This window comes from Variovorax sp. J2P1-31 (assembly GCF_030317215.1).
Classification (GTDB): Bacteria; Pseudomonadota; Gammaproteobacteria; order Burkholderiales; family Burkholderiaceae_C; genus Variovorax.
The window spans coordinates 1-12487 of the sequence record NZ_JASZYA010000006.1 but is presented as its reverse complement, the minus strand read 5'-3'; the positions used below and the strand labels follow the sequence as shown (position 1 = coordinate 12487).

Below are 12487 nucleotides of genomic sequence, written 5' to 3'. Positions count from 1 at the left end.
TCTTTCTCAGACGACATGACGACCATGGACATGACCGGCCGCAAGGTGCTCATCACCGGCGCTGCAGGCGGGCTCGGCACCGCGATCACCTGGGCCTTCGCCCGCGCCGGCGCGCAGGTGCATGCGCTCGACATCGATGCCGCGAAGGGCGAGCGCCTGCTCGCGGCCGGCAGCGCGGAAGCGGCCGAGGTGCGCGAACGGGTGCGCTTCGTGCGCGGCGACCTGTCCGATGCGCAGGGCCTGGGCCTGCAACTGACGGCGCTGTTCGAGGCCATCGGCGGCATCGACGTGCTGATCAACAACGCGGCTGTCTACCCCTCGCGCGCCATCGAGGACTACAGCATCGAGGACCATCGCCAGGTGCAGTGCGTGAACGTCGACGCCGCACTGGTCTGCGTGCAGGCCGCCCTGCCGCACATGAAGCGCCAGCAGCACGGGCGGATCATCAACGTGGTGAGCATCACGCTGTACGGCGGCTGGTCGCTGCTGCTCCCCTACGTGACCTCCAAGGGGGCGTTGCTCGGCATGACGCGCGCCATGGCGCGCGAACTCGGGCCGCACGGCATCACGGTCAATGCGGTGTCGCCGGGCGCGTTCCCGACCGACGCCGAGAAGATCCATCCGGACCCGCAGGGCTACGAGCGCTTCGTGCTCGAGCACCAGTCCGTCAAGCGCCGCGGCGCGCCCGAGGACATCGCCAACGCGATGCTGTTCTTCGCTTCCGAAGGCGCCGGTTTCGTGACCGGGCAGACGCTCAACGTCGACGGCGGCTGGGTCATGCAATGACCCTCGCCCCTTCGCAGAACTAGGGAAATCCCGCGCCTGCGCGCTGCAGGTGTCAGGCTACATTGCGAATTGTTAGCGCTAACAGTTAGCGCTAATTCAACTTCCATCAACGCACAGACGTGACCGGCCGCAGGGCCGACCCAGGAGACAGAAGCATGAATCACCGCCATTCCCATGGCCGTCGCGCGACCCTCGCGCGCCTGGCCGGGCTCGCCACCCTCGCCGTGTCCGCGGCAGGCGCCGTGCATGCGGCCGACAAGCAGATCGTGACCTTTGCCGCGGCCAGCTTCGCCGAGCCCGCGCGCGGCGAGAAGATGCGCGCCTGGATCGGCAAGTTCAATCAGAGCCAGGACAAGGTCGAGATCCAGCCGGTGACGATCCCGTTCTCGTCCTTCTCGAGCACGATCTTCACGCAGATGGGCGGCAACGCCGGCCCGGACCTCGTGCGCTTCGACCTGCCCGAGTTCTATGCCGCGGTCGATGCCAAGCGGCTGGCGCCCATCGACGACGTGATCGCCGACGGCGCCTTCCCGCTGACCGGACCCGACAAGTACATGAAGGTCGGCGGCGCGCGTTACGGCGTGGTGTTCGAGGTCAGCAACTACGCGATGGTCTTCAACAAGAACCTGTTGAAGGGCAAGGCGCCGGCGAACTTCGACGAATTCCTGGCCGCGGCCAAGGCCGCCACGGCTGCCGGCAACTACGGCTACGCCTACCGCGCCACCATGGCCGAGCGCGGCGGCTTCTGGTATGACCTCTGCAACTACGTCTATGGCTTCGGCGGACGCTGGTCCGACGAGCAGGGCAACCCGACGATCAACAGCGCCAAGGTGATCGAAGGGGTGGCCGCGTACAAGAAGATGTACGACGCCGCCGCCACGCCCAAGGGCGCCGACGCCGCCACCTACCGCCGCATGTTCGCCGAAGGCAAGGTCGCGATCCAGATCGACAACGGCGGTGTCGCGGCCAACCTGGCGACCGCCGCCAAGGGCTTCGAGGTCGGCGCCGGCCCGTCGCCCTTTCCCACGCGCGCGCAGGGCATGATCCTGGCGCCCATCGGCATCAACGCCAACAGCAAGAACAAGGCGGCCGCCGGCACCTTCCTCAAGTGGATGCTCACGCCCGAGGCGCAGCGCGACCTGCAGTTGATCCACGGTGCCTCCAGCGTGGCGATCGCCGTGCCGCGCTCCGACGAAGAGGTCGCCAAGTGGCCGTGGATCACGGTGTACGACCAGCAGACCGCCCACAGCGTGCCCGCGTTGCCGCAGGGCCTGGAAGTCAAGGCGCCCGAGATCCAGCAGGTGGTGATCGAGCAGGTCATCCGCGTGCTGCAGGGCGGTGTCGATCCGGCCAAAGCCATGAACGATGCGCAGCAGACCGTGCTGACGCGCGTGCTGAAGCGCTGACATGGCCGCCGTGCTTCGTTCTTCCGCCGCCAAGCCCGGCGCAGCGCAGCCGGTGCGCGCCGGTCGGCCGAGCCGCCTCGACGGCCACCGGCTGATGCCCTACGCGCTGGTGCTGCCGGCCACGCTCTACCTGCTGGTGTTCCAGGGCTATCCGCTGCTGCGCGAGCTGATGCTGAGCTTCACCTCGACCTCGCTGCTCGCGCCGGCGGACGGCCAGTGGGTCGGGCTGCAGAACTACGCCGACCTCTGGCGCGACCCGGACTTCCATCGCGTGATCTTCACCACGCTGCTCTACACCGTCGCCTGCGTGGCCTCGGCCATCGGCCTGGGGCTGGGGTCGGCATTGCTCCTGGACGCGCCCTTCCGTGGCCGCGGCATCGCGCGCGCACTGGTCACCATCCCCTGGGCCGCGCCCCCGGTGGCGGTGGCGCTGATCTTCATCTGGATCTACAACGCGCAGTACGGCGTGTTCGGCCACACGCTGCGCTTCTTCGGCATCGAGGCCGGCCAGGAGAACTGGCTCGACAGCATGCAGCATGCGATGCCCGCGGTGCTGATCACCACCATCTGGCAGATCTTTCCCTTCGCTTCGGTGGTGCTGCTGGCCGCGCTGCAGGGCGTGCCCTCCGAACTGCGCGAGGCCGCGGTGATGGACGGCGCCGATCGGCTGAGCGTGTTCAAGGCGGTGGTGTGGCCCACCATCCGGCCGTCGGTGGCGCTGCTGGCGCTGTTCTCGACCATCTGGTCGCTGCGGCGCTTCGACCTGATTTGGCTGCTCACGCAGGGCGGGCCGGTCGGCTCGACCAACACGCTGGTGATCGACCTGTATCGCCGCGCCTTCGTGAACCACCACCTCGGCCAGGCCGCGGCGGTGGGCATGGTGGGCGTGGTCATCGCGCTGGCCGTGACGCTGGTGTACTTCCGCTACACGGCGCGCGCCGAGAAGCAGGGGGCCCGCTGATGAGCGCCGCCGCTTCCGTCCCCATGCCGGCGATGTCCACGCGCCATGCGCTGCGCATGCTCGCGGTGCTGGCCCTGCTCGGCGCCGCCGCCTTCCCGATCTACTGGATGCTCGTGACCTCGCTCACGCCGTCGGAGGCGCTGTTCGGCGACCGGCCGCAACTGCTGCCTTCGCTGTCGCGGCTGCCGGTCTATGGCGAGGTGTTCGCGATCAAGCCGGTCGCGACCTGGCTGCTCAACAGCGCCTGGGTGGCCATCGGCACCACGGTGCTGAGCATCGCGCTGGCGGTGTTCCCAGCCTATGCGCTGTCGCGCTTCCGCTTCGGCGGGAAGGGCGCGATCGGCTTCGGCCTGTTCGCCACGCAGATGCTGCCCGAGGCCATGCTGGTGGTGCCGCTGTACGCGATCTTCTCGCAGCTCTCGCTGCTCAACACGCTCTCGGGCCTGATCCTCGCGAACACCGCCTTCACCGTGCCGGTGATCACCTGGATCCTCAAGGGCGCGATCGACGGCGTGCCCATCGAGGTCGAGGAGGCCGCGCGGATCGACGGCTGCTCGCGCGTCGGCATCGTGCTGCAGGTGGTGGTGCCGCTGATCGCGCCCACGCTGGCGGCGGCGGCGGTGATCTCCTTCTTTCACGGCTGGAACGAGTACGTGTTCGCGCAGACGTTGATCACCGAGGAGCGGCTGCACACCGCCTCGGTCGGGCTGGCCGGCTTCATCGGCGAGCTCAGCACACCGCTCGACGCGGTCATGGCCGTGGGCGTGATGTACACGCTGCCCGCGGTGGCCTTCTACCTGGTCGTGCAACGCCACGTTGTTTCCGGCATGACGGCCGGCAGCGTCAAGGGCTGACCGGCGACCCCTTCCACAGCACACCACAGACACACAGAAAAGGAGAAGCCTCATGGCCTCCATCCAACTTCAGCACATCACCAAAGACTTCGCCGACAAGCAGGTGGTGAAGGGCGTTTCCCTCGACGTGCCCGACGGCGAGTTCCTCGTGCTGCTCGGCCCCTCGGGCTGCGGCAAGTCGACGCTCCTGCGCATGCTCGCCGGGCTCGAGAGCATCAGCGGCGGCGAGATCCACATCAACGAGCGCCGCGTGGACGAGCTGCCGCCCACCGAACGCGACATCGCCTTCGTGTTCCAGTCGTATGCGCTCTATCCGCACATGACGGTGCGCCGCAACATCGCCTTTCCGCTGATCATGCGGCAGCACCGCTGGTGGTTCCACATCCCGCTGCTGGGTGGCATGGCCAAGCGGCGCATCGAGCGCTCGCCGGAAGTCTCGCAGCTGGTGGAGCGCACCGCGCGCACGCTGGCGCTGACCGAATGGCTCGACAAGTTCCCGCGCACGCTGTCCGGCGGGCAGCGCCAGCGCGTGGCGCTGGGCCGCGCGATGGTGCGCCAGCCGCAGGTGTTCCTGATGGACGAGCCGCTGTCGAACCTCGACGCCAAGCTGCGCACCACCATGCGTTCGGAGATCACCAAGCTACATCAGCGCGTGGGCGGCACCTTCGTCTACGTGACGCACGACCAGGTCGAGGCCATGACCATGGGCACCCGCATCGCCCTGCTCAAGGACGGCGTGGTGCAGCAGTTCGGCACGCCGCGCGACATCTACGAGCAGCCCGCGAACCTCTACGTGGCGCGTTTCATCGGCACGCCGCCGATGAACCTGCTGCGCGTGCAGGCCGATGCGCAGACGCTCGCGATCGGCGACACGCGCATGACCATGCCGGTGCAGCTCCAGAGCCTGGCAGGCGCGCAGGGCGGCGATGCGGTGCTCGGCGTGCGGCCGAATGCACTCACGGTGGCCCGCGCCGGGCAGGGCCTGGCGGGCACGGTGTCGCTGGTCGAGCACGTGGGCGCCGAGTCGCTGGTGGCCGTGAGCCTCACGCAGGCGCAGACGCTGCATGAAGAAGAAGGCAACGCCGGTGCGGACGTGATGGTGACCCTGCCCGGCTACACCGACCTGCGCGCCGGCGAAGCGGTGGTGGTCGGCCTCGACCTCGCGCAGGCCGTGCTGTTCGACGCCGCCACCGGCCGCAACCTGGCGCTCGCGGCGCGCCAGGTGCAGTGAAACGAATCCCCCAACCCGTCAACGACTCCATGAACAAACCATCCAACATCCTCGAGGGCTTCCGCGTCCTCGACTGCTCCATCGCCATGGCCGGTCCCTTCGCCGCCCAGCGGCTGGGCGACCTCGGCGCCGACGTCATCAAGGTCGAGCCCGTGACCGGCGAATGGCAGCGCCACGTCTCGGCCGGCGGCGCGCGCGGCAACCGCATCAACGTGTCCTTCCTCTCGCTCAACCGCAACAAGCGCAGCCTGGCGGTCGACCTCAAGAACGACGAGGGTCGCGACGCGCTCTACGAGCTGGTGCGCACCTCCGACGTGTTCCTGCAGAACTACCGCCCTGGCGTGGCACAGCGCCTGGGCGTGGACTACGAGACGCTGTCGAAGATCAACCCGCGGCTGGTCTACGTGTCGATGTCGGGCTACGGCGAGGACGGCCCCTACAAGCTCTGGCCCGGCCAGGACCTGCTGCTGCAGGCCATGAGCGGCGCGATGCTGTCGACCGGTCGTGCCGGTGAGCCGCCGACGCCCGCGGGCCAGTACCTGGTGGACGCCATCACGGCCTCGACCGCCTTCGAGGCCGTGATCGCCGCGTTGCTGCACCGCGAGCGCACCGGCGAGGGCCAGCTGGTGAAGGTCAACATGCTCGACGCGATCGTGGCGCTGCAGATGCAGGAGCTGTCGGTGTTCAGCGTGGCGGGCAAGCCGCAGGAACGCACGGCCGAGCCGCACGCGCATGTCTACATCCGCGCGCCCTACGGCGTGTTCGCCACGCAGGACGGCTTCCTGGCGCTGGCCTTCCCGAAGATGGCGGCGCTGGCGCAGGTGATCGAGGCGCCCGAGCTGGCCGGCTTCGACGACGAGCGCGACACCTTCGCGCGGCGCGACGAGATCTTCGTCATCACCCGCGACCGGCTGCGCCATCGCCCCACCGCCGACTGGCTCGAGGCTTTCCGCGCGGCCGACATCTGGGCGGGACCGGTGTACGGCTACGCCGACGTGATGAACGACCCGCAGATCGTGCACAACGGCACCTTCGTCGAGTACGAGCACCCGACCGAGGGCAAGGTGAAGACGCCGGGCTTTCCGATCCAGTTCACGCGCACACCCTCGAGCGTTCGGCGCGGCGCGCCGCTGGCGGGCCAGCACACGCGCGAGATCCTCGGCGAGCTGGGCTGGGGCGCGGAGCGCATCGACGCGCTGATGAGCGCCAAGGTGATCGGAGAAGACACGCTGTGACGAGCCCTGCCTACCGCGGCCTCACCTGGGACCATCCGCGCGGCTACGTCGCGCTGGAGCGCGCGGCGCAGCGCGCACGCGCCGACGGGCTGGACCTGACATGGGAGCGCCAGCCGCTCGAGGGTTTCGAGTCGCATCCGATCGAGGAACTGGCCGAGCGCTACGACCTGATCGTGCTCGACCATCCGCACATCGGCGATGCGGTGGCCGGCGACTGCCTGCAACCGCTCGCATCGCTGTACGACGCGGCCACGCTGGCGGACTGGCGCGCGCAGAGCATCGGCCAGTCCTTCGACAGCTACCGCTATGCGGGCACGCAGTGGGCGCTGCCGCTGGACGCCGCCACGCAGGTCGCGGTGGCGCGCGAAGACCGGCTCGAGGGCGCACTGCCGCGCGACTGGACCGAGGTGCTCTCGCTCGCGCGGCGCCAGCCCGTGTGCCTCTCGCTGGCCGGACCGCATGCCGCGCTCACCTTGTTCAGCATGGCGGCCGCGCACGGCGACGCACCGGCGGCGAGCGACCCGGACCGGCTGTTCGCAGGCGAGGGCGCGGTCGCGGCGTGGGACCTGCTGACCGCGCTGCATGCGCAGTCCTTCCGCGGCTGGGCCGCGTTGAACCCGATCCGCATCCTCGACGCGATGGCGCGCGATGCCGAAGCGGTGTACTGCCCGCTGGTCTACGGCTACGTCAACTACGCGGTCGCGGGCGAGGGCCGGCAGCCGCTGCGCTTTGGCGATGTGCCGGCCGGTCCCGAAGGCCGCCTGGGTTCGACGCTCGGTGGCACCGGCCTTGCGGTGAGCCGCCGCGCCAGGGTGGACGAGACGCTGCGCCGGCATCTCGCGCAGCTGATGAGCCCTTCGATGCAATGCGACTTTATTCCCTTCGCCGACGGCCAGCCGAGCGCGCGCGCGGCGTGGCGCGATGCGCGCGTCAACGCGGCCTGGAACGGCTTCTACGCGCAGACGCAGGCCACGCTCGAGCAGGCCATCGTGCGACCGCGCCACCCCGGCTACATCCCGTTCCAGACCGCGGCCTCGGCGCTGGTCCGCAACGCGCTGGCCGACCGGCTGGCCGCGGCTCCGGCCTTGGCCGCACTGCAGGCGTTGTATGCGCGCTGCCGTCCCGCGGGCAGCGAAGTCTGAACTTTTTCTCTCGAAAGCATCTGCCATGAACCACATCCTGTTCGAGGTGTGCGACCACATCGCCACCCTCATCCTCAACCGCCCCGAGAAGCTCAATGCCGTCACGCCCGAGATGGCCGACGCACTGGTGGCGCACGTGAACGACTGCAACGCGCGCGCGGACATCCGTGCCGTGGTCCTCACCGGCGCCGGCGAGAAGGCCTTCTGCGCCGGCAGCGACATCGCCGAGCTCGACGGCTACGACTCGCCCTGGACCTTCCGCAACCGGCCCGACTACTGCGATGCGATCCGCGCGCTGCGCAAGCCGGTGGTGTGCGCCATCAACGGCTATGCGCTGGGCGGTGGGCTCGAAACGGCCATGTCCTGCGACATCCGCATCGCGGCCGACCACGCCAAGCTCGGCGCCCCCGAAGTCAAGCTGGGCTGGATCGGCGGCGGCGGCATGTCGTACATGCTCGCGCACAGCATCGGGCCCTCGAACGCCTCGCTGATGCTCATGGGCGGTGACCCGATCACGGCGCAGCAGGCGCTGCAATGGGGCCTGGTGAGCGAACTGGTGCCGGCGGCCGACCTGCTGGCGCGCGCACAGGCGATCGCCGCCACGCTGGCGAGCCGGCCGCCGATCGCGGTCCAGACCGCCAAGGCCAATGTGCGCGCCGCCTATGCGATGCCGCTGGAGATGGCCATCCAGTACGAACGCGACCTGCAGACCGTGTGCTTCGCCACCGAGGACGCGGGCGAAGGCCGTGCGGCCTTCAAGGCGCGCCGTCCCGCACAGTTCAAGGGGCGTTGAATGCAGTCATGGCATGAATCCCTGAGCGTGCAGGCGACGCTGCCGCGCGATGCCGAGCGTGCGCTGCTGGTCGGCCGCGTGTGGGTGCCCGGCCCCGGTGGCGGGCCCACGCTGGTGACGGTGCGCGACGGGCAGCTGTTCGACATCGGCGCGCTGGCGCCCACGATGTCGGCACTGCTCGATCGCGGCGATGCGGTGCAGGCGGTACGCGGCGCCGCCGGTCCCTGCCTGGGGCCGCTGTCCGACTGGCTGGCCGACACCGCCGCGCACGGGCCGGACATCGCCCGGCGCCACCTGCTGGCACCCAATGACCTGCAGGTGGTGAAGGCCGCCGGCGTGACCTTCGCGGCCAGCATGGTCGAGCGCGTGATCGAGGAGCAGGCACGCGGCGACGCGGGCCGCGCCGAGGCGGTGCGCCGGCAGGTCGTGGCCGTGGTCGGCGACGACCTCTCGGGCATCCGCCCGGGCTCGCCCGAGGCCGACCGGCTCAAGGCGGTGCTGCTGGCGCAGGGCCTGTGGTCGCAGTACCTGGAGGTCGGCATCGGGCCCGACGCCGAAGTCTTCACCAAGGCCGCGCCGCTGGCCTCGGTCGGCACCGGCGTGCAGGTGGGCCTGCACCCGGGCTCGACCTGGAACAACCCCGAGCCCGAGGTGGTGCTGGTGGTCGATGCGCGCGGCCAGGTGGTGGGCGCCACGCTGGGCAACGATGTCAACCTGCGCGACTTCGAAGGCCGCAGCGCGCTGCTGCTGGGCAAGGCCAAGGACAACAACGGCGCCTGCGCCATCGGCCCCTTCATCCGCTTGTTCGACGCGCAGTTCGGCATCGACGACGTGCGTGCCACCGTGGTGTCGCTGCGCGTCGAGGGCGAGGACGACGGCTTCGTGCTCGATGGCGCGAGCTCGATGGCGCGGATCAGTCGCGACCCGCTGGACCTGGTGCGCCATGCCATGGGCGCGCACCACCAGTACCCCGACGGCATCCTGCTGTTCTGCGGCACGATGTTCGCGCCGATCCAGGACCGCGACGCGCCGGGCGCCGGCTTCACGCACCACGTGGGCGACCGGGTGGCGATCCATGCGGAACGGCTGGGCACGCTGGTCAACCGGGTGGGGCGCAGCGACGCCATCCCGCCGTGGACCTTCGGCATCGGCGCGCTGATGCACAACCTGGCCGGTCGCGGCCTGCTGACAGCGCAGGGAGCGGAAACGCGCGCTGGCGCATGACGCCTTCGCCCCGGAACGTCGGCCGGTTGGCGGCAGAATGCGGGGCCCGCCCATGAACGACAACGACAAACGCCAGACCCGCCGCCGCTTCGGCACCAACTCGGTCACCATGGCCGACGTCGCCCGGGTGGCCGGGGTGTCGGCGCAGACGGTGTCGCGCGTGCTGCGCGAGCCGGGTGGTTGTTCGCCGCAGACGGTGGAGCGCGTGCGCGAGGCGATCCGCGCCACGCAGTACGTGCAGAACCACGCGGCCAGCCATCTCGCATCCAACCGCAGCATGACGGTGGCGGCGGTGATCCCGCAGATCGCGGCCTCGATCTTCGCGGAGACCTTGCAAGGCCTCTCGAACGTGCTGCTGCAGGCGGGTTACCAGGTGATCATCGGCCACAGCGACTACAGCCACGAGCGCGAAGAGGCGGTGGTGCGCAACCTGCTCGGGCGTCGCCCCGATGCCTTCTTTCTCGTCGGCACGCGCCACACCGACGCGGTGCGCGAAATGCTCGCGCGCGCCGCCATTCCGGTGGTCGAAAGCTGGGCCTGGACCGACACGCCCATCGACCAGCTGGTGGGTTTTTCCAACCAGTCCGCGCTGTCGGAGGCCGTGGCCTACGCGCGGCGGCAGGGTTATGCGCGGCCGACCTTCGTCGGATCGCTGCGCCCCGGTGACGACCGTGCGCGGGAGCGTCTCGACGGCTACCTGGCGGGCATGGCGCAGCACTATCCGGGCGTGGCGCCACGCACCGTCGTGACCGAGGACCTGCCCTACACCATGGCCAGCGGCCGGGCCCTGCTCGACACCGCCCGCGAACGCCATCCCGACAGCGACCTGCTGCTGTTCTCGAGCGACCTGCTGGCCGCGGGGGCGCTGCTGGCCTGCCAGCGCCAGGGCATCGCGGTACCGCAGGCGCTGGCCATCATGGGCTTCGGCGACTACGAAGTCGCGAGCGAACTGAACCCCGGCCTCACGACCATCGCGGTGCCGACGGTGCGCATGGGCGAGGAAGCCGCGCGCATCCTGATCCGTCGCCTGCGCAACGAGACGCCAGGCACCCGCACGGTGGACCTGGGCTTCGAGCTGGTGGCGCGGGGCAGCGCCTGAGCGTCCCTGCGCGATGACGGCTGTGAAGAAATCCTGTCCGTGATGGCGCGACGCACCGGCTTCTTCAGACGCTCTCTTCGGCGCTTCCATGTTTCCGATGTCCTTCTCGAGCGCGCGTCGCGCCCCTCGGCGTCAGCGGTTTCGCCTGGCAGTCGGCCCGGCCTGTGGATCGGACGGCCGAACGCCGGCAGGTCGCCGACGCGCGTCCCGCCCGCTCACAGCCGCGTCCGATAGACCGCCGGCGTCTCCCCGAAGGTGCGCCGGAACAGCCCGATGAAGGCGCTCGCGGTCGCATAGCCCAGGTCCAGTGCGATGGCGGTCACCGGCATGCCGGCCGCCAGCATTTCCAGCGAACGCATCATGCGCGCCCGCTGCCGCCAGGCCGTGAAGTTGAAGCCGGTCTCGGCCACGAAGCGGCGGCTCAGCGTGCGCGAACTCACCGCGGCCCAGGCCGCCCAGGCCTCGAGGTCGCGCGCGTCGGCCGGGTCCGCGATCAGCGCCTTCGCGATCCGCTGCAGGCGCGGGTCGGACGGCAGCGGCAGGCCGAAGGGCTCGACCGGCAGGTGGCGGATCTCGTCGAGGATCAGGGCCGCGACATGGGCGCGGGCACCGTCGAGCGGCAGCGACTGCAGGGGCCAGCTGGCGGCCCGCAGCACCGCCTCGCGCAGCAGGCCCGAGGTGCGGATCGTGCAAGGCCGCGGCGGCAGGTCGGCGCAGGCCGACTCCGCCACATAGACGCTCCAGCCGTGGAAGGGCCCGTGCGACCGGCCCGAATGCCGCTGGTGCGGCGGCAGCCACACCGCATGGATGGCGGGCACGATCCAGACGCCGTCCTCCACGCCCACCGACAGCAGGCCGCGCAGCGAGCCGAACAGCTGGCCGCGCGCATGGGAATGTGCGCCGGACGCCAGCTCGCCGTCCTGGCTGCCCTCGGCCGCGATCACCACGGGGCCGTCGTCGCGGTCGACATGGTCGGCGAGTTGGAGCAGGGGGTCGAGCATGGCGGATTCGAGCTATTGGTTGGCCGATCCAGTCTACAGCCGCCGGTATGTTCGTCCTTACGCTGGAGGCCAACCCTTCAGGAGATTGCCCATGCGCGCACAGGACGTCCTTCCGGACACACAGAACGAGATCGAGATCCAGGGCACCACCGTCCGCAAGGGCACGGTCGGCGCCTTCCTCGTCAACGCCGCGGCCTTCGCGAATCCGGCCCTCACGCCCGCGGCGCGCGAGGCCGCGCTGCGGGACCTCGAAGACTTGCTGCCCGCGCTGCGCGCGCTGGGCCTGTTCGAGGTGTTCGAGATCCGCGACCCGCAGCTGCGCGCCTTCGTCGAGGCGCGGATCGGCGCCGCATCGCCCGCGGAGGCGTGATGCGGCTCGACACGACGAGGTTCCCGCTGGTGTTCATGCGCGAGGCGCAACAGCAGCCGTCGGCGGCCGACACGCCGGAGCAGGCGCTCGAAGCGCTGCTCGACCGCGGCGAGCGCTTCGTGCTGCTCACCGACCACCTGCCCGGCGACCATGCCGACGAGAGCCACGAGGACCGCAAGCAGCGCGCGCTGTTCTTCAAGCGCCACAAGGCGCGGATGCGTGCGCTGTGCCAGGGCATGGTGCCAGGGCCTGTTAACGCTATTTCCGGGGTTGGGTGGGCTGAGCCTGGGGCTGGTTGCACGGCGCCCGTGCGCAGCAAGGCTTGCGCCTTGCAAGCGCGGGCAACGCCGCAGACGGCCCCTGGCTCAGCCAACCCTTCGGGAAG

The 12487-nt window shown here is 70.1% G+C and carries 12 protein-coding genes and 1 pseudogene; 12 read left to right on the top strand and 1 reads right to left on the bottom strand.

The genetic code is table 11. The annotated features are described in order from the left end of the window. Positions 1–15 precede the first annotated feature (15 nt). The 10 genes from QTI20_RS29585 to QTI20_RS29540 all read left to right on the top strand — a co-directional run bounded on the left by QTI20_RS29585 (position 16) and on the right by QTI20_RS29540 (position 10731). Entirely contained in the window at positions 16–786 is a 771-nt protein-coding gene (locus QTI20_RS29585; protein ID WP_286555945.1) for an SDR family NAD(P)-dependent oxidoreductase, read from the top strand. 155 nt (positions 787–941) lie between these two features. Then, positions 942–2192: an ABC transporter substrate-binding protein gene (locus tag QTI20_RS29580; RefSeq protein ID WP_286555944.1), complete on the top strand. Its 1251-nt coding sequence runs from the start codon at positions 942–944 to the stop codon at positions 2190–2192. A 10-nt stretch (positions 2193–2202) separates the two neighbouring features. Continuing rightward, on the top strand, positions 2203–3153 hold the full coding sequence (locus QTI20_RS29575) for a carbohydrate ABC transporter permease (protein WP_286574314.1): 951 nt from the start codon (positions 2203–2205) through the stop codon (positions 3151–3153). Beyond that, positions 3153–4007, top strand: a complete 855-nt coding sequence (locus tag QTI20_RS29570; RefSeq protein WP_286555941.1) for a carbohydrate ABC transporter permease — start codon at positions 3153–3155, stop codon at positions 4005–4007. Before QTI20_RS29575 ends, QTI20_RS29570 begins: the two co-directional genes overlap by 1 nt. Before the next feature lie 52 nt (positions 4008–4059). Then, positions 4060–5238 carry an ABC transporter ATP-binding protein gene (locus QTI20_RS29565; protein WP_286555939.1) on the top strand — a complete coding sequence of 393 codons (1179 nt, stop codon included), beginning with the start codon at positions 4060–4062 and terminating at the stop codon, positions 5236–5238. 29 nt (positions 5239–5267) lie between these two features. Continuing rightward, positions 5268–6473, top strand: coding sequence for a CaiB/BaiF CoA transferase family protein (locus QTI20_RS29560; RefSeq protein ID WP_286555937.1), 1206 nt, complete (start codon positions 5268–5270; stop codon positions 6471–6473). Continuing rightward, positions 6470–7615, top strand: a complete 1146-nt coding sequence (locus QTI20_RS29555) for an extracellular solute-binding protein (protein ID WP_286555935.1) — start codon at positions 6470–6472, stop codon at positions 7613–7615. The genes QTI20_RS29560 and QTI20_RS29555 overlap by 4 nt, the downstream gene beginning before the upstream one ends. Before the next feature lie 25 nt (positions 7616–7640). Then, positions 7641–8408, top strand: coding sequence for an enoyl-CoA hydratase/isomerase family protein (locus QTI20_RS29550; RefSeq protein ID WP_286555933.1), 768 nt, complete (start codon positions 7641–7643; stop codon positions 8406–8408). Further along, positions 8409–9632 carry a fumarylacetoacetate hydrolase family protein gene (locus QTI20_RS29545; protein WP_286555931.1) on the top strand — a complete coding sequence of 408 codons (1224 nt, stop codon included), beginning with the start codon at positions 8409–8411 and terminating at the stop codon, positions 9630–9632. Positions 9633–9684: 52 nt separating this feature from the next. Continuing rightward, the gene (locus tag QTI20_RS29540) at positions 9685–10731 is read left to right on the top strand and encodes a LacI family DNA-binding transcriptional regulator (RefSeq protein WP_286555929.1); all 1047 of its coding nucleotides are present in this window, start codon (positions 9685–9687) and stop codon (positions 10729–10731) included. Between the two features lie 215 nt (positions 10732–10946). On the opposite strand, the gene QTI20_RS29535 is transcribed toward QTI20_RS29540, so the two are convergent. Continuing rightward, entirely contained in the window at positions 10947–11732 is a 786-nt protein-coding gene (locus QTI20_RS29535; RefSeq protein ID WP_286555928.1) for an AraC family transcriptional regulator, read from the bottom strand. A gap of 91 nt (positions 11733–11823) precedes the next feature. Here QTI20_RS29535 and QTI20_RS29530 point away from each other — a divergent pair, with 91 nt between their 5' ends. Beyond that, a complete protein-coding gene (locus QTI20_RS29530; protein WP_286555926.1) occupies positions 11824–12102 on the top strand; it encodes a hypothetical protein in 279 nt (92 codons plus the stop codon). Continuing rightward, a pseudogene (locus QTI20_RS29525) lies at positions 12102–12487 on the top strand (hypothetical protein); the annotation flags it as partial. The gene QTI20_RS29530 and the pseudogene QTI20_RS29525, both read left to right, overlap by 1 nt.